The organism is Mycobacterium sp. Panama NTM2 (assembly GCF_054355555.1).
On the sequence record NZ_CM135953.1, the window covers coordinates 403,229 to 426,707 of the forward strand.

Sequence of the window (23,479 nt, forward strand, 5' to 3'; positions counted from 1 at the left end):
CTTTCGATCATGACCACTTCGGAGATGGCGACTGTTCTCGCCTGGCACGACGCCCTGAACGCCTGCGATCTCGACACGTTGGTGTCGCTGTCCAGTGACGACATCGAGATCGGCGATGCGCACGGCGCGGCGCAAGGCCACAGCGCGTTGCGTGAGTGGGCGCAGGGGCTGGGCCGCACGATCGAACCCGGTCGCATCTACGTCCACGACGGCGTCGTCGTGGTCGAGGAAAAGGTGGGCGGCGCGGGGTCTGCGGCATCGGCCTTCCGGGTGGTCGCCGATCACGTGACGTCAGTGTTCCGGCACGACGATCTGGCCGCCGCGCTGGCCGCGACGGAGCTCACCGAAGCCGACCTGACCGGCTGATGCGCGGCATCATCCTGGCGGGCGGATCGGGCACCCGGCTGTATCCGATCACGATGGGGGCGAGCAAACAGCTGCTGCCGGTGTACGACAAGCCGCTGATCTACTACCCCCTGTCGACGTTGATGATGGCGGGCATCCGCGACATCGCGGTCGTCACCACCGCGCAGGACGCGCCGGCGTTCCGCCGCCTGCTCGGCGACGGCTCCGACTTCGGCATCGACATCAGCTACGCCGTCCAGGACGAACCCGAGGGTCTGGCACAGGCTTTCGTGATCTGTGCCGACCACATCGGCGACGATTCGGTCGCGCTCATATTGGGCGACAACATTTTCTACGGGCCGGGGCTGGGCACCAGCCTGCGTCGATTCCACACCGTCGAGGGCGGCGCGATCTTCGCCTACTGGGTGGCCGACCCGTCGGCCTACGGTGTGGTCGAATTCGCCGACGACGGGACGGCGTTGTCGCTGCAGGAAAAGCCGGCGGTGCCGAAGTCGCATTACGCGGTGCCGGGGTTGTACTTCTACGACAACGACGTCATCGAGATCGCACGCTCGCTGCGCAAGTCCGCGCGGGGCGAGTACGAGATCACAGAGATCAACCAGCGCTACCTGGAGCAGGACCGGCTCAGCGTCGAGGTACTCGCCCGCGGCACCGCATGGCTCGACACGGGCACCTTCGACTCGTTGCTCGACGCGAGCGACTACGTGCGGACGATCGAGCGCCGGCAGGGCCTCAAGATCAGCGTGCCCGAAGAGGTGGCGTGGCGGGTCGGGTTCATCGACGACGATGAATTGGCTGCGCGCGCAAAGAAATTGATCAAGTCCGGATACGGCGCCTACCTGTTGGAGTTGCTGGACCGCTGACCCGAACTGCGCTTAAACCGGCCATTGCCATACAGCTGTATTGCCCTGTAGGGTTTGCTGTGAAGTCAACGGGGAGGGGCTGCGCATGGGCTGGGAAAAGTACGTCGGTCGTGTCGGGGCGCTGGCTGTCGCCTTGGGAATCGGCTCCGCGGTGGCGTCCCTGCCGGGTGTGGCTTGGGCCGATTCCGGTGACTCGACCTCGGCCGGCGTTTCCGCCCCGGCACCACGTCAGACGGTCGATCGCCCCGCCAAGAGCTTGACCAAGCCGAAGTCAGCGCGCGAGGACCGGCCGGCTCGCAAGCGCCTGTTCGGCGGGGCCAAGGTGACCGAGTCCGAGACGAGTTCGGTTGACGTCGAGGTCGATTCGCCCCCGGTCGCCGACGACGAGCCCCCCGTCAAGAAGGTAGTGCGGCCACTGTTTCACCCGCGTGCCGACGCGCAGCCTGACAAGGAACCCGAGTCGCCGGCAGCCGCACCGCTGCTGTTGACCATGTTGGGCACTGCCCGCCAGCACGTCGAGGAGCGCCGAGCCGACAGGGCAGCGGCGGCGGCGACGTCGAGTTCCGTTCAGGTCAACCCTGCCGCCGACGCTGACCCCGCCGACACCGAAATCCGCGGGGTGCCGGACGGACCCGTGGTCGTCGGCTCCACCGGGACGATCTATCAAGTCACCACCGATGCGGACGGAACCCGGGTCAGCATCGTCGACCGGGACGGTCGCGTGATCACCACCAGCGACGCGTTTCCCGACGCGCCGGTACCGAGGACGACGTCGGTCGCCAGACCTGACGGGTCGGTCGTCGTCATCACGGTCAACGATCGCAGAACACGCTCCACGGTGTGGTCGGTGAACGAGCAGGGCGACCTCACGAAGATCACGACGGTCAGGGGCTTCGCCGACGCACCCAAGGTCGGGGCGGACGGATCGCTCTATTTCGGCAGCGACATTCCCTTCTTCTTGAGCCCGATCGGGTTCGTCGGCTACCGCACATTCCGAATCTCGCCGACCAACACCGTGCGGACGTATTCGCCGCAGACCAGGGTCACCGTGGCGCCTGACGGCAGTGTGTACCTGCTGCCCACCGGGTCAGGGAGAACGTTGCGCGCTTTCGGGGCGGACGGCACGACCAGGACGGTCATCCTCCCGGGTGAGATTCAATACGGTTCCCCGATCGTCGGCGAAGACGGCTACCTCTACCTACCCGTTCCTGTTCAGACGTTGTTCGGCGGCAAGACAACTCGGTTGTACACGATGCGCGGTACGCAGATCGCCAAGCAGACGCTGACGGGTGTGCCCGGAAGCTACGTCGTGAAGAACGACGGTGTCTACCTCGAAACCTACACGTACTCAGGCACCAACGATCTGGGCGACGGGAACACCTACATCTACAAGATCACACCGACGGCCGTCGCCGATCCGCGGTTCATCGAGGGGCGCCTCAAGCAGCTCTACGACGGCAGGCGCCTCCAAGTGTCCGCAGACGGCACGATCTACGCCTTGCTCGAGGATCCTGACGGCCTTCCGGTCCTCATCATCAGCCCCGACGGCACCAGCCAAACCACAATCGACCTGCTCGGCGACTCGGCGGTGTCCGAGGGAGACGGCGAGCAGGCCGACAACCACGGCTACTTCACCTACGCCTCCAACGGCACGACATTCCTCGCGGTGCTCAACGGCGACGGCTCGATCGATCGCACCATCGAGCTCCCGGCCGGCACGAAGCCGGGCTCCGTGTTCTTCGGCCCGGACGGAGCGGCTTACCTCCTGAACTACACGCAGGATCCTGGCTCTACCTATCAGTCGCGGGTGCTGTTGACCCTGTCGAATGACACGTTCTCGCCCGTTCTGAACCCTGGGTCGGACTATGACTCCTCGCGCAGTATCCAATTCGGCCCCGATGGCAGCGGATACCTGTTGTTGCGGCCGGATTCTGGGCTCGGGGTGAAGATCGTCGGCTTCGACGCGTCCGGGTTGACGGGAACGGTTCTCACAGTCATGGACAGCCGTCACTTCGGCTACAAGATCAGCCCCGATCAGGCGCTGGCGTTCGCTGCCGACGGCACCGCCTACCTCGCCACCGACGACCCCGCCGGCCCCGCGGTGTACGCGCTCACAAAGACCGGGGTCACCAAGGTCCTCGACCTTGCCGGTACGCCACCGGCGTCTGGCGCCGTCATCGCTCCCGACGGCACGGTGTACGTCACCACGGCCACGGCCGACGGCTTCACCAGCGTGCGCACCATCGCGCCGCCGACAGCGGTCTGAATATGCGCGACCACAACGACATCGGAGGACACATGGGGTGGGAGAAGTACGTCGGGCGCGTCGGTGCGTTGGCTGTTGCCTTGGGAATCGGCTCGGCGGTGGCCTCTCTGCCGGGCGTGGCGTGGGCAGACTCCGATGGTGCGACGTCGGCCGGCGGCTCGGCGCCCGCCACCAGCCAGACAACCGAGCGTCCGGCCGCGAAGCTGACCAAGCCCAAGGTGGCCCGGGAGGATCGACCGGCCAGGAAGCGGGTGTTCGGTGCACACCGCGCCTCGGCGGACGCGACCGAGGCCGCACCGAGTTCCGGTGAGCCTGAGTCTGATTTGAAGCCCGCGGTTGACGAGCAGGAGCCGGTCAAAAAAGCGGTGCGGTCGCTGTTCCAGCCGCGCGCAGCCACGGAGCACAAGAACGATCCTGAGTCGCCGGCCGCCGCGCCGCTGCTGTTGACGATGCTCGCGACCGCGCGTCAGCACGCCGAGGAGCGCCGCGCCGACAGGGCGGCCGCGGCGGCAACCTCGAGTGCGGTGCAGGCGAGCCCTGCCGTAGAAGCCGACGCCGACCCCGCCGGGATTCCCGGCGGGTCAAGGGGACCCGTGGTCATCGGCTCGACCGGCACGGTTTACCAGGTCACCCACGACACGGACGGCACACGGGTCAGCATCATCGACATTGACGGTCACGTGATCACGACCAGCCAAGCCATACCTGGGATGCAGGACCCGTCGACACGGTCGGTCACCAGGCCGGACGGCTCCTTGGTGGTCGTCACGATGAACGACCGTCAAACCCGTTCCACCCTCTGGTCGGTGAACAGTCAAGGCGAGGTCAGCAAGATCACGACGGTCGTCGGCATAGCCTCGACGCCGCGGGTGGCGGCCGACGGGTCGCTGTACTTCAGCACCAACATCCCGTTCATCTTCAGTCCCATCGGGAACATCGACTATCGCACGGTCCGCATCTCGCCGACCAACAGAGCGCAGACCTTCGCGCCCAACTCGACCGTGACACTGGCTCCCGACGGCAGCGCGTACCTGGTGTCGACGCAGTTCGGCGGTCGCACGCTGCACGCCTTCGGGGCGGACGGCAAGACCAAGACGATCCTGCTGCCGCGCGAGGACCGCGCCCGTTCCCCCATCCTCGGCGAGGACGGGTACGTCTACTTGCCCGTCGGCGTCACAACTCTGTTCGGCGGTAAGACGACGCGGCTCTACACCTTTCACGGGGCGCAGAGCACCACCCGTACCGTGACAGGGCTGCCGGGCAACGTCGTGGTGAAGAACGACGGCCTGTACCTCGAAACCTTCACCTACCCGGGGAACAAAGACGTCGGAGACGGCACCACCTTCATCTACAAGATCACCCCGACGGCCATCGCCGATCCGAGAGTCATCGAGGCACGTCTACGCAGCTTCACGGTGACGGCCGAGGGCACCATCTACGCGGTGGTCAGGGACTCCGCCACCACGCCCGTGGTGGTGATCAGTCCTGACGGCACCAGCCAGAGCACCGTTGTTCTGCCGGGCACCGCACTCTCGGTGACTGCCTTCAACCGGATCGTGGGCGCCGGGGAACAAACCGACGACCACGGGTATGTCACCTACACCGCGAACGGCACGAATTACCTTGCCGTGCTCAACTCTGACGGCACCGTCGATCGCACCATCGAGCTGCCCGAAGGCAGTGTTCCCGGCCAGGTCTTCTTCGGACCCGACGGCGCGGCCTATCAGATCAACCAGCTGGGTGAGCCCGGTGCCGTCGCTACCACGCAGATTCTGCTGACTCTGTCGAACGACAGCTTATCGCCGCCGGTGCGGGGCCCGTTGCTCGGCGGCGCGGCCAATGTCCAGTTCGCCCCGGATGGCAGCGGATACCTGCTCCTGCGCAACGATCCGCAGATCGGTGCGCAGTTCGTCGGCTTCGACGCCGCCGGTCTGACGGGCGTGACACTGACTCTGACACAACCGGTGGGCACCGATTACGGTCCCGAACAGTTCATGGTGTTCGGTCCTGACGGCACCGGCTATGTCGCGAGTAACGCACCCGGCGACGCCGGGGTGTACGCGTTCACCACGACCGGGGTGACCAAGGTACTCGACCTCGACGGCACACCTCCGGTGGAACCCCCCGTCGTCGGTCCCGACGGCACCGTGTACGTCACCACGGGTACCGCCGACGGCTTCACCGTGGTGCGGACCATCGCTCCGTCCGTCTAGTCGAGCCCGGCGAGCACCTTGTCCAGCGTCACGGGCAAGGCGCGCACCCGCACACCGCACGCGTGGTGGACCGCGTTGACGACGGCGGCCGCCGAGCCGACGATGCCGATCTCCCCGGCTCCGCGCGAACCCATCGGATTCGCGTGGGGGTCAGGCTCATTCAGCCAGATCGCGTCGACGTCGACCACGTCGGCGTGCGCGCTGAAGTGATAGGTCGCGAGGTCCTGGGTGACGACGTGACCGAACCGCGGATCGCGAACGCTCTCCTCGTGTAAGGCCATCGACAGCCCCATCGTCATCCCACCGATCAACTGCGAACGCAACGTGCGCGGATTGATGGCCCGGCCGATGTCGAAGACGCCGAACATCCGGGGGACACGGATCTCGCCGGTGTCCGCGTTGACGTGCGCCTCGACGAAGTGGGCGCCGAACGACTGCAGCGTCATCGTCTCCGCGTCGGGGTTCTCCGGAGCCTCGGCGTCGACGGAGGTGCCGACGGCGGGCGGATCACCGTGATCACTGCGGAAGCGTTGCGCGGCAGCGACAATGGCGCGGCCCCAGGAATTGATGCCGGACGACCCGCCGGCCACCGACGCGTCGGGTAGTGCGCTGTCGCCGATCTGCAGTTCCACCGCGTCCACGCCGCACCCCAGCGCGTCCGCCGCGATCTGGGTCAGCGTCGTCCAGGTTCCGGTGCCGACGTCGGCGGCCCCGATCTGCACCAGGTAATGACCCTCGCGGTCGTAGGTGATGCGGGCGGTATTGCCCGGCATCTGCATCGCCGGGTACGTCGCCGATGCGACGCCGACACCGCGATACCAGTCGCCTTCGCGGTGCCGGCCCGCGGCACGGTCCCACGATGACCAGCCGAAGCGATCAGCCCCTATTTGCAAGCACTGCATCAACTTTCGGCTCGACCACGGGTTGCCGGTCTCCGGATCGACGTCCGGATCGTTGCGGACGCGCAACTCGATCGGATCGATCCCGCAGGCGATCGCGAGTTCGTCCATGGCGACCTCCGCGGCATAGGTGCCAGGACACTCACCGGGCGCACGCATCCAGAACGGTACCGGCACGTCCAGCGCCGCCAGTCGGTGTGAGGTCCGTCGGTTGGCGGCGGCATACATCTTCCGCGAGGTCACGGCCGTCTGCTCGGCGAATTCCTTGATCGCCGAGGTCTGTTCGATGACGTCATGACTGATCGCGGTGAGGCGGCCGTCGGCATCGGCGCCGAGGCGGACCCGTTGGATCGTCGGAGTGCGATACCCGACCAGTGCGAACATCTGCTGGCGGGTCAGCGCCAGCTTTACCGGGCGCCCACCGGCACGCTGGGCCGCGAGCAGCACCAGCGTGTTGTGCGCGTGCGGTGCACCTTTGGAGCCGAACCCGCCGCCGACATACGGCGCGATCACCCGCAGCTGGTCCACCTCCAGTCCGAAGATCGGCGCCATCGTCTTGCGCACCACGTGCACGCCCTGCGTGGAGTCGTAGAGCGTGACCTCGGGCGCGCCGTCTCCGGTGTGCCACTGCGCAATGCACGCGTGGGGCTCCATCGGGTTGTTGTGCTCGATCGGTGTCTCGTAGGTGTGGTCGACGGTCACCTCCGCTGCGGCCAGCGCGGCGTCCACATCCCCGTCCTCGGAGTCCGGGGGGTAGGACGGGTTCACCGTCTCCGGAGTGTAGAGGCGCGGATGGTCTGCTCGCAGCTCTGCGTCGTGCGGCGAGGTGTCGTACTGCGTTTCCACCAGAGCTGCTGCCTGACGGGCGATCTCGGCTGACTCGGCGATCACGCCGCCGATGATCTGCCCCCGAAAGTGCACCTCGGCATCCTGCAGGATCGCCAGCTCGCCGTCGGAGGAGTCCGCGAGTGTCGGAGCGTCGAACACGGTGAGCACATCGAGCACACCGCTGACGGCACGTGCCGCGTCCACCTCCATCGCGGTGACGCGTCCACGTGCGATGGTGGCCTGGACGGGATGCAGATAAGCGGGGCTGTCGGTGTGGTGCTCGAACGCGTACGGCGCGGTGCCGGTCACCTTGGCGCGTCCATCCCGGCGCGCCACCGGCTCGCCGATGGCGCGGGGATCGAGGAGAGACGTCATTGCCGGCCCCGTTCGGTGAGGATGCGCAGCTGGGCGAGCATGGTGCGGCGCGCGAGAGGGACTTTGAACTCGTTGCCGGGCAACGGTTCTGCAGCGTCGAGCTCGGCGTCGACAGCGGCTGCGAAGTTCTCCTCGGTCGCAGCAGCGCCGGTCAGTCGGTCCTCAGTGGCCCGGGCGCGCCACGGCTTGTGCGCGACGCCACCCAGCGCAATGCGGGCGGACAGGATCCGGTCGCCGTCCATGCTCACCTCCGCGGCCACCGACACCAACGCGAACGCGTACGAGGCGCGATCGCGGACCTTGCGGTAGTCCGACACGGCGTTCGGCGGCGGTGGCGGTATCTCGACCGCAGTGATCAACTCGCCGCGGTCGAGCACGGTGTCACGATGTGGCGCGTCGCCGGGCAGCCGGTGAAAGTCGGTGGCGGGGATGAGGCGCGATCCGTCCGCTCCCTGCACGAGCACGACCGCGTCCAGCGCGCTCATCGCCACCGCCATGTCCGACGGGTGAGTGGCGACGCACTCGGCGGAGGCGCCGAGGATGGCGTGGTAGCGGACGTATCCGCCGATGGCCGAGCAGCCGGTACCGGGAACTCGCTTGTTGCACGGCGTGGTGACGTCCTGGAAATACACGCAGCGGGTGCGCTGCAACAGGTTTCCCGCGGTTGTCGCGGCATTGCGCAGCTGTCCGGACGCCGCCGACAGCATGGCCCGCGACAGCACCGGATACCGGGACCGGATCAGCGGGTGGGCCGCCAGCTCGCTGTTGCGCACATTGGCGCCGATGTACACGCCGCCGTCGTCGGTCTCCGTGATGTCGTCGAGACCCAGCCGACTCACGTCGACCAACAGATCCGGCTCGGCGACACCGAGTTTCATGTGATCGACCAGGTTGGTGCCTCCGGCGAGGTAGGCGGCGCCCGGGTGCGCGGTGAGCGTGGCGACGGCATCAGCCGGGCTGGTGGCCACGTGATAGGCGAACGGCTTCATCGCTGTGCCCTGACGATCGCCGCGACGATGTTGGGATAGGCGGCGCAACGACACAGGTTGCCGCTCATCCGCTCTCGAATCTCCTCGCCGGTCAGGTCGGGCGTGCTCGCCAGATCCTCGGTGACAAAGCTCGGCGCCCCTGATGTGAACTCGTCCAACATGCCGACCGACGAACAGATCTGACCCGGCGTGCAGTATCCGCATTGAAAGGCGTCCTCGTCCTGGAAGGCCTGTGCCACGGGGTGCAGGTCAGTGTCGGTGCCGAGACCCGCGGCCGTGGTCACCTGGGTACCGTCTGCAGCCACCGCAAAGGTCAGGCAGCTCGTGACGCGCTTGCCGTCGACCAGTATCGTGCACGACCCGCACTGTCCGTGATCGCATCCCTTCTTCGGCGCGGTGACGCCGAGGTGTTCGCGAAGGGCGTCGAGCAAGGTGACCCGGTTGTCGAGCGTCAGCTCGTGGTCGCGGCCGTCGACGTGCAACGTCACCGAAGAGGTGTGGTCCACGGCGCCCGCATACCCGAGGCGATCGGCACCAAACGCTAGCCAGCCGAGCGGTTCGGAGTGGCCAGCACCGCCGCGATGCCGGTGGTCAGCGGCACCGACAGCGCCAACGCGATGCCGCCGACCGCCGAGCGCGCGATCTCGATCGCGACGCTCTCGCTGGTCAGCACGTCACCCAGCGATCGGTTGGCCACGCTGAACAACAACAGCAGCGGCAGAGCGCTGCCCGCGTAGGCGAGTACCAGCGTGTAGACGGTGCTCGCGATGTGGTCCCGGCCCACCCGCATCGCGCCGACGAAGACCGCCCGCCGACCTGCCGACTCCACGCCCGCGAGTTCGAACACCGCCGACGCCTGAGTGATCGTGACGTCGTTGAGCACACCCAGGGAGCCGATGATGAAGCCCGCGAGCAGCAGCCCGGTGATCGACACATTGCCCAGATACGCAGCGACCTCGTTGTTCTGGTCCTCGGACAGCCCGGTCAGATGTGCGACCTCGACCGCTGCCCAAGACAGCAGGGCGGCGAGGAGCAGGGCGCTCAGCGTGCCGAGCAGCGCGGCGCTGGTCCGCAGGCTCACACCGTGGGCGAGATAGATGACCGCGAACAGGATCGCCGCCGACGCCACCAGCGCGACCGGAACCGCGGGTGCGCCGTCGCGCAGCGCCGGTAGCAGGAACACCACCAGGACGCCGAACGCGATCACGATGCCGACCAGCGCGCGCAGCCCGCGCCAGACCGCGACAGCGACGATCACCACGGCGAACACCGCGGCCAGGACGGTCAGCGGCCAGGTCCGCTCGTAGTCGAAGAACGCGTAGCTCGTGGTCCCGGCGTCGTCGACCTGGCGGCTGATGCGGATGTGGTCGCCGACCGCCAGATGTGGTTGTCCTGGGCCACCACTGAACTCGAGCAGCGTGGTCGCGCCCTGATTCGGTCCGGAATCGATGTCGACGAGCGTCTGCACGCACTGCGCACCCCCACCTGGCGCCGGGATCGGATCGGCGGTGAGGACCGCCCCGGCCGACGGACTGCCACACGTCGCGGTCGCGCTGGACACGACGTGACCCGCCTCGGTCGTGACGGCCCCGCCGGCGGCGTTCTGGAAGGGGAGGGGGATGTCGGCCTTCTGGCTGCTCGGCCAGAGCGCCACGGCACCGACGGCGACCGCGACACCGCAGGCGGCCAGGAGTGCGACGACGATCTTGGCGGCCAGCGGCCCGAGTGGCGACGGGCCGCCCAGTGAGTGCGAATGCGAATGGGAGTGCGCCACGTCCGACAGAGTAGGCGGTGTGGCTGCCTGGCTACTGCCGCCGGTCGGCGAAATTGCTGCGGAACAGCCCCCTTCGGCGGGCCTAGTGTTTTCTTCAATCGATCTGACAGGGGGTTGCGATGGGCAGGCAGAACAACGAGACCGAGTCGATGAAGCGAGCCTACGACTCGATGCTGACCACAGATGTGCCGTCGTTTCTCGGTGAGCGGGGATTCGTGAGGACACTTAACGAGTTTCGCCGTCACCGCGGCGCGATCTACGACGTCATCGATTTCCAGGAGAACTGGCACAACGGCTCCGTGCGGTGGCACGGCTTCTTCATCAATGTCGGGGTGGGTTCGACCGAGGTGGACGGGGCGTGCGCAGCGCAGGGGCGCCCCAAGATGGGGAGAAACCGACATCTGCTCGACCGCCGTTGGGAATCACTCGTTCCCGAACTGCCGTACGAGTTGCGGTTCCGGCCGGACACCGACATGGCGGCGTTCACCGCGGGGCTGTGCCGGGGCCTCGGCCTGCTGCTCGATGCGCTCGAACACATCGACACGACAGCGGCTTTGGTGCGATATGCCGTCGACAACAACCTGTTGATCGCCTACGAGACCACGTGCTGCTACCTCGCCGCGATCGACGACATCGAGACGTTGACGTCGTATGTGGCGACGCTACGAGATTGTTTCGGCCATCAGGAGCGGTGGGCGGGCTTCAGTCGCCAGATCAGGGATGAGACGGGACGGTGGGCGTCGGCGCTGAGTGAGCGGGGCGTCCTGGAGCCGGTCACTGCCGATAGCTGACCAGGAAGTTGCCCAGCCTCTCGATGGCGTTCGACAGATCGCGTGCCCAGGGCAGCGTCACGATACGCAGGTGATCCGGTGTGGGCCAGTTGAATCCGGTGCCCTGTACCACCAGGATCTTCTCCTGCAGCAACAGATCGAGCACCAACTGCTCGTCGTCGTGGATCTCGTAGACCTCGGGGTCCAGCCGCGGGAAGGCGTACAGCGCGCCCTGCGGTTTCACACAGGAGACGCCGGGGATGTCGTTGAGCTTGCTCCACGCCACATCCCGCTGCTCGAGCAGTCGGCCGCCCGGCAGTACCAGATCGTCGATGCTCTGATGACCGCCGAGCGCAACCTGAATCGCATGCTGGGCAGGTACATTCGGGCACAGGCGCATGTTCGCCAACAGGCTGATGCCCTCGATGAAGCTGCCGGCGTTCTCCTTGGGCCCCGTGATCACCAACCACCCCGACCGGTAACCGGCGACCCGGTAGGCCTTCGACAACCCGTTGAACGTCAACGTCAGCACGTCGGGCGCCACCGACGCCATCGAGATGTGCTTCGCGTCGTCGTAGAGGATCTTGTCGTAGATCTCATCCGAGAGCAGCAGGAGTTGGTGTCTGCGCGCCAGGTCGGCGATCTGCTCCAACGTCTCGCGGCTGTACACCGCACCCGTCGGGTTGTTCGGGTTGATGACCACGATCGCCTTGGTGCGGTCGGTGATCTTCGATTCCAGATCGGCGACGTCGGGATTCCACCCTTGCGTCTCGTCACACAGGTAGTGCACCGGGGTGCCGCCGGCCAGCGATGTACACGCCGTCCACAGCGGGTAATCGGGCGCGGGGATCAGCACCTGGTCGCCGTTGTCGAGCAAGGCCTGCAACACCATCTGGATGAGCTCAGAGGCACCGTTACCGAGGAACACGTCGTCGATGTCGAAGCGCGGGAACCCGTCGACCAGTTCGTAGCGGGTGAACACCGCGCGTCGGGCGCTGACGATGCCCTTGGAGTCGGAGTAACCCTGTGCGTAGGGGAGGGCCGCGATGATGTCGCGCATGATGACGTCGGGCGCCTCGAAGCCGAACGGCGCGGGATTGCCGATGTTGAGCTTGAGGATGCGGTGACCCTCGGACTCCAGGCGCGCGGCGTGCTCGTGTACGGGTCCGCGGATCTCGTACAGGACGTCCTGCAGCTTGGACGACTGCGTGAACTCGCGTTGACGCGCGTGCTGGCCGCTTCCTGTCTGCCAGGGCACCTGATGCGTACTCATGCGTTCGATCCTCCCACGCTCTGTCCAGGCGATTTCTGACATACCACTAGGCGTACGACACGGAACTGTTGGTGCGCTCCACCCATGCGCGCTGGAAATCCGCAGGGCTCAGCGTCGTTTCCCGGTACGGGCCGACGTCACGGAACAACTCCGCGGCGAGCAGTTCGAGAGCAGCCGACTGGTCCCAGAACAACGAGCGCCCGCCGTAGCCGGAGTTCTCCCACGTGTCGAGGGCCCACGAGTTCGTGTGGTTCAGCAGGATCTGCTTGAGCGTGTTCGGCAGGCCGACCGGGCCCAGCGCGCGGACCATCTCGAGTGTCGGACCGTAGACGGTGCCTTTGCACCCGGCTCGGTTGGGGGTCAGATCGCAGTCACTGCGCGGTACATCGACAAAACTGTGCGTCAGGCCAGGGAGTTGGTCGTGGAAAACCGTTGCGCACGAGGGTCTGTCGTAGCTGCAGTTGAAGGACTCGACGGCTTCGAGGTCGCTGTCCGCGTTGACGGGCCTGCCAGAGATCACCACGCGGCCGATCGTGGATCTGATGGCGGGACCGTAGTGTGCGAACGAGGTGAAGGGGCCCAGAAGGAGTACGTCGACCTGCCGGCAGGTCGCGACCGCGTCGCCGACTCGCTGCACGTAGTCCTCGGCGCGAGGCGCCGGTGGCAGGGCGGTGGGCAGGAAGTCGTTGAGCCGGTTCATCAGCTCTCGGAACACGAGCACGAAATCGCCGAATCCGGCGGCGATGTCGGCGTCGGATCGATGGACTCCGGCGCCCACGATGACGGGAATCGTGCGCTGCTCGGGCTCGGCCAGTAGCCGACTGATCGCCGCCGCGCCCAGCTCCGGTGTCGTGAATCCCTCGGTGGCGACGACGGCTGCGACGTGGCGGTTTCCGACGACCATCGGCATGGACATCATGTCGTCGATGTCGAGATCGGTGTCGATCACCACGCATGCATCGGCAGCCGCACGGCCGTGCGGCGGGGCGGCCAGGGCCGAGAACGCCAAAGCCGCCGTCGCAACAGCGACGGCGGCCAGGCGGAACACCGGAATTACCGCTTGCCGGGGCGGCGCGCGCCCTTCGCGATGCCGAGACCCTTCACCGGCGGCTCGTCGCCGACGATGCGGGCTTCCCCGTTACCAGAACCATTGCTCGAGCCATTGCTGCTGCCGTTGCTCGCCGGGGCGGCGGGCTCGGGCTCCGGCTCAGCAGCGGCGGCCGGCTCAGCAGCGGCGGCCGGCTCCGGCTCGGGTGCCGGCTCGGCCTTCGGCGCGGCGGTAGGAGCCTTCTTCGCTCCTGGGCGGCGGGCACCGGCCGCGATGCCCAGGCCCTTGACCTCGGGCTCCGGCTTGGGCTCGGGTGTGGCGTCCAGACCGCGGTCGGAGTCGGCGGTGTCCGCGGCCTCGGTGCCGGCCACGGCCTTGTCCGGCTCCACATTGGGAGGCTGCACGACGGTCGGCGCACCTTCGTTCGGGGACGCGGGGTCCTTCGCAGCTGCGGCCGCCTTCTTCGCGCCGGGGCGCTTGGCGCCGCCTGCGATGCCCAGACCCTTGACCGGAGCCGGCGCGGGCTTGTCTGCGGCGGGAGCCTCGGTCGGCTTCTCGGCAGGAGCGGCGGCAGGTGCAGCGGCGGCCTTCTTGGCGCCGGGCCGCTTGGCTCCACCCGCAATACCCAGGCCCTTGACCGGGGCGGCTGCCTCGGCGGGCTTGTCCTCGACCGGAGCGGCGGCGGAGGCGGCCGGAGCCGCCGACTTCTTCGCCCCGGGACGCTTGGCGCCACCGGCGATGCCGAGCCCCTTGGCTTCCACGGGCTTGGCGTCTGTCGGCGCGGTCTCGGCCTTGGCTTCGGCTTCTGCCGGCGCCTCAGGCTCCTTCTCCTCGACGACCTCGGCCGGCGCAGAGGCCTCCATGCGAGCCGCCCGCTCCTCGGCTTCCTTGGCGGCGGTGCCCTTCTCGGGCAGCGTGATACCGGTCTTGTCCAGAGAGCCGAGCAGCAGCTGCGCGACGTCGAGAACTTCCGGCGTCTTCTCCAGGCTGCGCGTCGACGTCACGTCATCGACGCCGTCGGTCATCATCACGCGGCAGAACGGGCAGCCCGTCGCGATCGCCGACGCCCCGGTGTCGACGGCCTCCTCGGAGCGCTCGACGTTCACGCGCTTGCCGATGTGCTCTTCCATCCACATGCGGGCACCACCGGCGCCGCAGCACAGGCCGCGCTCGGCGTGACGCGGCATCTCGGTCAGCGTCGCTCCGGACGCGCCGATCAGCTCACGCGGCGCCGAGTACTCCTTGTTGTGCCGGCCCAGGTAGCAGGGGTCGTGGTAAGTGATGTCCATTCCGCCATCGGCCTGCTTGACCGGGATGAGCTTCTTGTCGCGCACGAGCCGGTTGAGCAGCTGGGTGTGGTGCAGCACCGTGTAATTGCCGCCGACCTGCGGGTATTCGCGGCCCAGCGTGTTGAAGCAGTGCGGGCAGGTGACGACGATCTTGCGGTCCACCCGCTCGACGCCTTCGAACAGATCGTTGAGGGTCTCGACGTTCTGCGCAGCCAGCTGCTGGAACAGGAACTCGTTGCCGGAGCGGCGGGCGGAGTCGCCGTTGCAGGTCTCGCCCTCACCCAGCACCAGGTACTTCACGCCCGCGGTGGCGAGCAGCTCGGCGACGGCCTTGGTGGTCTTCTTGGCACGGTCCTCGTAGGCGCCGGCGCAGCCGACCCAGAACAGGTACTCGTAGCCCGCGAACGACTCGACGTCCTTGCCGAACACCGGCACGTCGAAGTCGACCTCGTCGATCCAGTTCGTGCGGTCCTTGGCGTTCTGGCCCCAGGGATTGCCCTTGTTCTCCAGGTTCTTGAAGAGGCCGCTGAGCTCGGCGGGGAACTCGGACTCCATCATCACCTGGTAGCGACGCATGTCGACGATGTGATCGATGTGCTCGATGTCCACCGGGCACTGCTCGACGCACGCGCCGCAGGTGGTGCAGGACCACAGCACGTCGGGGTCGATGACGCCACCCTGTTCGAGGGTGCCGACCAGCGGGCGGGTCGCCTGCTCGGGGCCGGAGCCCAGGATGCGCTCGAAGCCGGACTCGGGCACGTGTTCGTGCGCGTGCTCCTCGCTGTGCTTCTCGCCGCGCACCTCTTCGCCGAGACCGCCCTCGGGCGTGTTCTCCAGCGGAGATTCCTTGTCGCCGAGGATGTAGGGCGCCTTGGCGAACATGTGGTCGCGCAGGTTCATGATCACGAGCTTGGGCGACAGCGGCTTACCGGTGTTCCATGCCGGGCACTGCGACTGACAACGCCCGCACTCGGTGCAGGTGGTCATGTCGAGGTAGCCCTTCCAGGTGAAGTCCTCGATCTTGCCGCGACCCAGCACAGCATCTTCGGCGGGATCCTCGAAGTCGACGAGCTCACCCTTGGATTCGACGGGCAGCAGCGGGCCCAGGCCGTTCGGCAGTCGCTTGAAGGTGATGTTGATGGGCGCCAGGAAGATGTGCAGGTGCTTGGAGTGCAGCACGATCAGCAGGAACACGAGCGCGACGCCGATGTGTCCGAGCAGCGCGACGGTCTCGATCCACTCGTTCGCCGGCTCGCCGAACACCTCCATCCACGACCCCATGCCGTGCGAGAAGAAGGCGCCCCAGCCGTACGGGAGGTTGCCGTTCACCACGGCGGCACCGCGGGAGAATGCGTAGGTCAGGATGACCAGGAAGATCATCCACAGGATCAGCCAGGCGCCGCCGGTGTGGCTGCCGTAGAAGCGGGAGTCACGACCGTGCTCCTTGGGCTCCGAGCGCAACCGGATGATCGCGAATGTGACGATGCCGCCGAGCACGGCGAGCGCGATGAAGTCCTGCAGGAAGCCGAGCACCTCCCAGTGACCGACCACCGGGATCGCGAACTTCGGGTCGAACAGCACACCGAAGGCCTCGATGTAGACGGTGATGAGGATGAAGAAGCCCCACATGGTGAAGAAGTGGGCGAGCCCCGGCACCGACCACCGCAGCATGCGGGTCTGCGCGAGCACCTCTTTGGCCTGGGTCCCGATCCGGTCGCCCATGTGATCGAAGCGGTTGTTGCTCTCGCTCATCGGTTGGCCCGCACGCACGAGCGTGAACAGCCACAGCACGCGTTTGACCGCGAACACGGCGACCACCGCCGTCATCAGCAACCCGACAATCAACCTGATCATGGTTTGGGTGTCCACGCGCATCCTCCGGTTCTGGTTACCAGTGGGTAACTTAGACCATGTTACTGACAAGTAACTTAGCTCGCTGCCAGCTCATAGTCGCATCATGCGAGGAATCGGCGCTACGAAGGTCGCCCTAACTACCGGTTGGTCAGGTCGCCGGAGCCAGCATCACCCTCAGCATCGACAACATTTCCGACCGCGATTCCGCACCCAGCCGGCGACGGATCCGGGCGACGTGATGCTCCACCGTCTTGGCGGAGATGAACAGTTGTGCCCCGATGTCGCGGTAGGGCAGACCCTGAAGGAGCAACTCCGCGACCTCTCGTTCGCGTTCGGACAGCGTGGCGGCCGGCCGCGTGCGCGCCGGCGGGGTGGACGGACGGGGATCGTCGGAATCGATGGGCGCCTCCGGTGCCGCGACCGCCTGCTTGAGGTCGCGCGCCAACTGCAGCATCGCCTGGGACACCCGCGGATCGGTGGTGTGCAGGGCGGCCTGCCCGGCCAGCCGGGTCGCATCGGAGGTGTGCCCCACATGCGCGAGCCCCCTCGCCGCGGCGGCCACCTCGTCGGTGTCGACGGCATCGGCGAGTACCCGTAACCAGGTGCGCCCCGCCGTGGCCAGCACTTTCGCCATGGTCGAGTGCGCTGCGGCGGCGGTCAGCGCCTGACCGTGCGGCGCGACGTCGCCGGGGGAGTTCGCCAGGATCCCCGCGTGCACGCCGGCCCAGTGCAGCGGCACCGACCACAGCACCGGATTCCCGAGCCCGGCCAACACCTCGAAGGCCTGGTCCACCGCGTGCCGCAGCCGGTCGACCTGCCGCATCCGCGCGGCGGCCGTCCACAGTTCGCCGAGGGGTAGCAACGAGAACAGATCGGGCGCGCACTCGGCGAGCACCTCCATCGCCGCATACCAGTGCTGCTGCATCGCGCCGGTGTCACCGCCGCGGCGGGCGATGGCCGTCTGCAGCGCCGCAGCCCAGAGCGCGTCGCGCCGATGCACGTGCTGCCCGGGTGCTGCCGCGGCGGCCGCAGCGGCAGCCTGCAGATGCCCATCCTGCATCAGCGTCCACCCGTGCAGCAGCCGGTGCCGATACGTGACGAAGATCGCATCCGATCCGTGGTCGCCGTCCCGGCCGTCGCTGTCGGATCCCGCGCGCACAGCACGCCCGATCACCGATCTGGCGCGTACCGGATCGCCGCCGTGCAATGCGGCCAGGGTCACCAGTGCCGCCGGGGTGTCGGGGGTGACGACGGGCGGGTTCGCGTCGGTGCCGATGGCCTGGCTGAGACGGGTGAGCGCCACGGGATACGGCGCGTCCAACGTCAGCACCAACCCGTCGGTGACGGCGCGCGCGGCCCGCGCCGCCGAGGTGGGCGGACCCGATCGGGGCGCGTCCGTGCCGGCACGGGCTGCGGCCGCGTCGCCGGCGGCCATCGCGGAGATCGTCGCAGCGGCACCGACGGTGGGGTCCTCGAAGGCATCGGGCGCCGACCCCAGCCAGGCGAACAGATCGCGGGCCTGGGCCGAGTTGCCGTCGTGCAACGCGATACTCGCCGCGATGCGCACGGCGCCGGCCCGGTCTGCGGTGTCTGACGAGGTCAACATGTCGTCGGCCAGCCGGGCCGCCGTCGCGCAGTCTCCCGTGAGCGCGAGGGCGTCGGCAAGGTGCACTGCCGGCACCGAGTTGCCCGCGCGCGCTGCCGCCCGGTACAGCCGCGCAGCGCGTGCCGGTGCCACGGTGTCCCGTCCGGCCAGTTCGGTCAGCGCGGCGGCCAGCCGCTCGTCCCGCAAGCCGTGCTCGGCCAGCTGCAGCGCGAGTTCGGGCGTCAGGGTCGAGGTCGCCACCTGTGACGTCAAAATCGACACCTCGACGTCGTGGTGGTGCGCGGCGCCGACGATCGACGCGACGGCGTCGTGGACGTCGCGGGCGAAACCCGGGGGATGGAAGGGATCGAGAAGTCCGCCGGCGCGTGCACGGTCGACGGCGCCCCGCGCCTCGTCGGGTGTCATGCGCAATCCGGCCGCGACGTCATCGGGTCCGAGGCCCAGGGCCAGCGACGAGACCAGCAGCGTGTCGAGCAACGGTTCATCGAGGCGGTGGAGACGTTCGACCAGCGCGAACCGTGCGGCTTGGCGCACCGCACGGTTCCCCTCGCCCACCGAGCCGATCGCGGGCCGCAGCAGAAACGGCAGGCCGGCGGTGGCGGCCACGAGCATCCGGACCGTGTCCGCAGCGGCGGGCTCCCCGAGTGCGGCGGCGGTCATCCTGCCCACGTCGACCGGCGTCAGCGGACCGAGCGCGACGGGCAGGTTCTCCCGCTCGAGTGCGAGGAACAGGCGCCGCAGCGCGGCGTGATGCGCGAGCGGCTGCGCCCCGATGACCACCGTCGCCGCAGGCTCGGCGACCAGCGCGGTGACCCGGTCGACGTCGTCGGTCTCGAGCAGGTCGGCGTCGTCGATCAACACCGCCGCGCCCTCGGTGTCGCCCGGACGGGGCGGCCGGGACAGCACGGCCCGGCCGGCAACTCGCAACAGCTGACGCAGCGCCGCCAACACCGTGGACTTGCCTGTCCCGATCCCACCCGTCACCAGCAGCTTCGTTGGCGTGTGGGGGTCGCGCTCGACCAGACCGACCGCTTCGCGCGCCGCCGGCGGCACGTCGGTGAGCCGGGGCCCGGGACCGGTCATCGCCGAGATCAGGCGCCGGTGTCCGGGACGACCGTCGTGGTCGCCGGTGGCGCCTCTGTCGTGGGCGGCGCGGCCGTCGTCGTCGGGGGAGCCGCCGTGGTGGTGGGCGGTTGCGTCGTCGTCGGGCGGGTGGTCGTGGTGCGTGTCGTCGTCGTGGTCGGCGCGGTGGTCGTCGTGGTCGTGGTGGTGCTCGTGGTCGTGGTGGTGGTCGGTGAGGTGGTCGTCGTCGACGACGGCGGGGTGGTGTCCGTCGTCGACGAGGGCGGTGGTGGCGGGGGCTGGCTCACGGTGGTGGTCGCGACACCGTCGGGGCCGATGGTCACCGTGGTGACCGGAGGCGGGAGTTCGACCGGCGACGACGCCGCGGGCGGCGTCGCGGTCTCGGTGACCGTGCCCGGGTTTCCGTCCGAGCTGGTCAACGTGATGGCCAGGCCGCCGGCTGCCAGCAGCGCAGCGGCGGCAGCGATGCCGAACAGCACGGGCGGGCGTTTGTACCAGGGCAGCGGCGCGACGTCGTCGTATTGGGTCTCATCAGGAGCGAAGGCCACCGGCGGCCGAGCCGGATCCGGCTCGGCCACGTAGTCCTCGCCGGCGTAAGGCACGGGTTCACCTGCAGGATCGTCGTCCTGCGACCACGCCAGAGCACGGAAGGTCGCCGATGCCGCCCCGTCGTCGGCGGCCTGACCGGCGGCCAGGCCCGCCGCGCCCGCTGCCCACGCCGCGGGTGCCATCGCTGTCGGCTCCCCGGCTGCGGGGGCGAGGCCGGTGGCGGCCTGGGCGTCGAGACTCTGGTTGGCCACCAGAGCCGCACCTGCGGCGACGTTGAGCGCCGGCTCCGGCGTGGTGATCACCGGTGCGCGGAGACGTTCCGACAGCCGCTGGGTGACAAGAGGTATGGCCGCTCCACCGCCGACAGTGGCGATGGCCGCGACACCGGCCGCGGGGACGGCGGCACGCTGCAACGCGTCGTCGATGACACCGAGGAGGCCGTCGAGAGGTTCGCCGATCAGTTGCTCGAGCTCGGGCCGGGTGACCCGGATGTCGGACCGGACTCCGGGCAGCTCAGCGGGCACCACGGTCGCGGTCTGCTCGGACAGCCGCTCTTTGGCCTGGCGGCATTCGTCCCGCAGCCGGGCCAGGGAGCCGACCGCGGTCGTGCCCGCGGGGTCCGCGTCATTGGCGTCGGCGATGCCCGCCAGCACGTGGTCGAGCAGACGCTGGTCGATCCCGTCGCCGGAGAAGTCCGGATACCGCACCGTTTGGCCGACCAGATCCAGGTTGGCGCCCGCGTCGGCAAGCGTGACGCTGGTCCCGCTGCCGCCGAGGTCGACCAGGACGACCACGCCCTGATCCGGCAGTCCCGGCGCGGCCTGCAAGGCGGCCAGCGCTGCGGAGGCGTCGGGGATGAGCGCGGCGGGCACGCCGTTCGGCGCGAGGATCGGGCGGCTTCGCAGCGCGCCGCGCAGGGCTCCGAGTGTTCCCGGCCCCCAGTGCGCGGGGACGGCGATGGCCACCGGAGAGCCGCCGTCGACCAGGCGCGCCATCGCGGCCAACGCCTCGGCGAGCACGACCTCTCCGCGATGCGCCGAACCGTCGGCGGCCACCAGCGGAACCGGATCCCCGACCCGGTCGACGAACCCGCTCAACACCTGTCCGGGCTGTGCTGGATCGGTCGAGGGATCGCTCGGGACCCCGACCTCCGGGGCTCGATCGGGATAGACGGTCAGGATCGCCCGGCGCGTCACCGGTGGCCGGCCGACGCGCGCGGCCACCAGGTTCGTCATCCCGATCGACAACCCCAGTGGTTCGGTCATGGCGCTGGTGTCCCTCCTCGGCCGTCCGGCCCGTCCCGTGCTGTGGACCGCACACCACCTTAACGGTGGGACGCCGCCGCGCCGGGCACGCGCCCCTAGTGTCGCGAATGCCCCTAATGTGCCATCCCCTAATGGCCCTAGATGCGGGGTGGGCTCAGCACCGATCCGCCGACGGCGCTGCGCCGATAGCATCGAGCACACAGAAGCCAAGTGGATGTCGAGGGGAAGGTCGGGACGTGGCGAACTCACTGGTCGACTTCGTGGTGTCGCTCGTTCGTGATCCGGCCGCGGCGGCGGCCTATGCCGCCGATCCGGCGCAGGCTCTCGCCGATGCCCATCTGACCGATGTGACCAGCGCCGACGTGCAGAATCTCCTCCCTGTCGTCGCGGAATCGCTGTCGACGGCGGTGCCGGCACACAGCTTCGACGCCTTCGCCGATCCCGGCCTCGACGCGGTCCCCAACGTCTGGTCAAGCGGAGCTGCCAGCGCGGCGTTCGACGCTTTCGAAGACCACGTGCCGTCTGCTCGAGTGATCGACACCGAACACTCCGTGCCCGCCATCGTCGACCACCTCGACGACACGTGGGACGTGGCCCCGGCCGTCCCCACACCGGATGCGGTCCCGTCGGTGCAGCTGGACGACCCGGCGGTAGAGCACGCGGGCCTCGCCGAACCCGCGGGCGCCGAGCAGTGGGTCCACGACATCAGCGGCGACCATCCGGTCGACCACCTGCCGGACGTCGATCTGTTCCACTGACCGCCCGGAGTTCCCTCCGAAGCCCGCGCAGACCCGTCTGCGCGGGCTTTTTCTGTGCGCTGAGCTGGTCAGAAGCGGCATATCCCCCGCCTCCCCAGCGCACCCCCTAATCCCCTAACCGAGATAGCCGGGAATCCCGCATGGGGCTTCTGCAGCAGCGGGTGGCATCCCCGTTTCCGGGCCGATGTGCAGTCCATAACGTGGTCTCCAGATCGCCGGGGAGAACCGGCGAGTGCATCCCAGAAAGGCACTGCCATGACGACTCTGATCGACTTCATCCTCGACCTGTTCCGCAGCCCCGCGTCGGCCGCCTCGTTCGTCATCGACCCCGACGGCGCCCTGCGCGACGCCGGCCTGCCGAACGTGACCGCCGCGCAGCTCGCCTCGGTCGCGGCCACCGCCGCACCGGCCGGCTACGCGCTCGGCGGCGGCGACCCGATCGTCGGGCTGCAGCGCGCTGTGTCCGACCACCACCAGCTGGCGTCCAGCTTCGCCTCCCCGTTCTCGCCCCAGACCTCCTGGGCCCCGCAGAACACCTTCGCCCCCGAGACGAACACCGACCTGCTCAGCGGGAACAACGTCCCGGTGGCCAGCCCGGTCCAGGACGCGGGCGCGAACGCTCAGAACGGCGCGTTCAACCTCGGCTTCGGCGACATCACCCTCGGTGACAAGAGCACCAACACCGCCACCAACGGCGGGGTCGTGGTCGACGGCGACAACAAGGGCGACATCGTCAGCGGCGACGGCGCCGTGCTCGGCAACAACAACGACGTCAACAACGGCGACATCCTCGCCGGGTCGGGCTCACACGTCGCGGTGGGTAGCGGCAACGAGATCGAGGACAGCAGCCAGCACGCCGGTGGCGACGTGGTCTCCGACAACTCCGGCGCCGTGATCAAGGACAACGACCTGTCCGGCGGCAGCGGCGGTGGCTCGCACGGCGGCGGCAGCCTGCTCGGCATCGGGAGCGGCAACTCCGCGGGCGGCGACGGCGGCAACGCCGGGTCGATCATCGTCTCCGACAGCCATGCCAACAGCGGCACGCAGACCACCATCGGCGGCGACTCCGGCAGCCACAACTCGGTGGATGACTCGACCCACACCTCGGTCGACACCGAGACCTCGCACGACACGTCGATCGAGGACCACTCCACCAGCTACGAGTCCAACATCGGATCGGGCAACGAGACCGCGATCGGGTCGGGCAATCACACCGACACGTCGCTGTTCTCGGGCAACGACGCCGGGTTGTCGTCGCACACTGACATCGCCTCGCACAACTCCAGCGCTTTCAACAACGACGTGGCGTCGCACAACCCCGACATCGCGTCCCACAACCCGATGCTCGACGCGTTCTGATCCATCCACCAGCCGGCGGGGACCACACCGGTCCCCGCCGGCGCCGCGTTTA

Annotated in this window: 16 protein-coding genes; 7 read left to right on the forward strand and 9 right to left on the reverse strand. The window is 68.4% G+C overall.

Annotation, left to right across the window (positions count from 1 at the left end; translation table 11 throughout):
• The first annotated feature begins 9 nt into the window (after positions 1-9).
• From ACXYX3_RS01965 to ACXYX3_RS01980, 4 genes are all read left to right on the forward strand, one after another.
• Positions 10-366, forward strand: a complete 357-nt coding sequence (locus ACXYX3_RS01965) for a nuclear transport factor 2 family protein (protein WP_458609936.1) — start codon at positions 10-12, stop codon at positions 364-366.
• Positions 366-1,229, forward strand: coding sequence for a glucose-1-phosphate thymidylyltransferase RfbA (rfbA, locus tag ACXYX3_RS01970; RefSeq protein ID WP_458609937.1), 864 nt, complete (start codon positions 366-368; stop codon positions 1,227-1,229). Before ACXYX3_RS01965 ends, rfbA begins: the two co-directional genes overlap by 1 nt.
• A gap of 85 nt (positions 1,230-1,314) precedes the next feature.
• Positions 1,315-3,495: an NHL repeat-containing protein gene (locus ACXYX3_RS01975; protein WP_458609938.1), complete on the forward strand. Its 2,181-nt coding sequence runs from the start codon at positions 1,315-1,317 to the stop codon at positions 3,493-3,495.
• A 2-nt stretch (positions 3,496-3,497) separates the two neighbouring features.
• Complete coding sequence (locus ACXYX3_RS01980) at positions 3,498-5,708, forward strand: hypothetical protein (protein WP_458609939.1); 2,211 nt, start codon at positions 3,498-3,500, stop codon at positions 5,706-5,708.
• Here ACXYX3_RS01980 and ACXYX3_RS01985 read toward each other — a convergent pair.
• From ACXYX3_RS01985 to ACXYX3_RS02000, 4 genes are read right to left on the reverse strand one after another with little or no spacing between them, the layout of a single operon-like run.
• A complete protein-coding gene (locus ACXYX3_RS01985; RefSeq protein ID WP_458609940.1) occupies positions 5,705-7,810 on the reverse strand; it encodes a xanthine dehydrogenase family protein molybdopterin-binding subunit in 2,106 nt (701 codons plus the stop codon). The two genes, ACXYX3_RS01980 and ACXYX3_RS01985, sit on opposite strands and share 4 nt — an antisense overlap.
• Positions 7,807-8,799, reverse strand: coding sequence for an FAD binding domain-containing protein (locus tag ACXYX3_RS01990; RefSeq protein WP_458609941.1), 993 nt, complete (start codon positions 8,797-8,799; stop codon positions 7,807-7,809). Before ACXYX3_RS01990 ends, ACXYX3_RS01985 begins: the two co-directional genes overlap by 4 nt.
• Positions 8,796-9,305: a 2Fe-2S iron-sulfur cluster-binding protein gene (locus ACXYX3_RS01995; RefSeq protein WP_458609942.1), complete on the reverse strand. Its 510-nt coding sequence runs from the start codon at positions 9,303-9,305 to the stop codon at positions 8,796-8,798. Before ACXYX3_RS01995 ends, ACXYX3_RS01990 begins: the two co-directional genes overlap by 4 nt.
• A 35-nt stretch (positions 9,306-9,340) precedes the next feature.
• On the reverse strand, positions 9,341-10,573 hold the full coding sequence (locus ACXYX3_RS02000; protein ID WP_458609943.1) for a YibE/F family protein: 1,233 nt from the start codon (positions 10,571-10,573) through the stop codon (positions 9,341-9,343).
• Between the two features lie 119 nt (positions 10,574-10,692).
• On the opposite strand from ACXYX3_RS02000, the gene ACXYX3_RS02005 reads away from it, so the two are divergent.
• Positions 10,693-11,364, forward strand: coding sequence for a DUF4304 domain-containing protein (locus ACXYX3_RS02005; protein ID WP_458609944.1), 672 nt, complete (start codon positions 10,693-10,695; stop codon positions 11,362-11,364).
• On the opposite strand, the gene ACXYX3_RS02010 is transcribed toward ACXYX3_RS02005, so the two are convergent.
• From ACXYX3_RS02010 to ACXYX3_RS02030, 5 genes are all read right to left on the reverse strand, one after another.
• A complete protein-coding gene (locus ACXYX3_RS02010; RefSeq protein WP_458609945.1) occupies positions 11,348-12,616 on the reverse strand; it encodes a pyridoxal phosphate-dependent aminotransferase in 1,269 nt (422 codons plus the stop codon). The genes ACXYX3_RS02005 and ACXYX3_RS02010 overlap by 17 nt on opposite strands.
• A 46-nt stretch (positions 12,617-12,662) precedes the next feature.
• Positions 12,663-13,664 (reverse strand): nucleoside hydrolase, encoded by a 1,002-nt coding sequence (locus tag ACXYX3_RS02015; RefSeq protein WP_458609946.1) that lies wholly within the window; start codon positions 13,662-13,664, stop codon positions 12,663-12,665.
• Between the two features lie 5 nt (positions 13,665-13,669).
• Positions 13,670-16,822: a heterodisulfide reductase-related iron-sulfur binding cluster gene (locus ACXYX3_RS02020; protein WP_458609947.1), complete on the reverse strand. Its 3,153-nt coding sequence runs from the start codon at positions 16,820-16,822 to the stop codon at positions 13,670-13,672.
• A gap of 133 nt (positions 16,823-16,955) precedes the next feature.
• A complete protein-coding gene (gene iniR / locus ACXYX3_RS02025) occupies positions 16,956-19,496 on the reverse strand; it encodes an isoniazid response ATPase/transcriptional regulator IniR (RefSeq protein WP_458609948.1) in 2,541 nt (846 codons plus the stop codon).
• An 8-nt stretch (positions 19,497-19,504) separates the two neighbouring features.
• Positions 19,505-21,310 carry an Hsp70 family protein gene (locus ACXYX3_RS02030; protein WP_458609949.1) on the reverse strand — a complete coding sequence of 602 codons (1,806 nt, stop codon included), beginning with the start codon at positions 21,308-21,310 and terminating at the stop codon, positions 19,505-19,507.
• Positions 21,311-21,546: 236 nt separating this feature from the next.
• On the opposite strand from ACXYX3_RS02030, the gene ACXYX3_RS02035 reads away from it, so the two are divergent.
• Positions 21,547-22,068, forward strand: coding sequence for an Rv0340 family IniB-related protein (locus ACXYX3_RS02035; RefSeq protein ID WP_458609950.1), 522 nt, complete (start codon positions 21,547-21,549; stop codon positions 22,066-22,068).
• A 255-nt stretch (positions 22,069-22,323) separates the two neighbouring features.
• Positions 22,324-23,427, forward strand: a complete 1,104-nt coding sequence (locus ACXYX3_RS02040) for an IniB N-terminal domain-containing protein (RefSeq protein WP_458609951.1) — start codon at positions 22,324-22,326, stop codon at positions 23,425-23,427.
• Positions 23,428-23,479 lie beyond the last annotated feature (52 nt).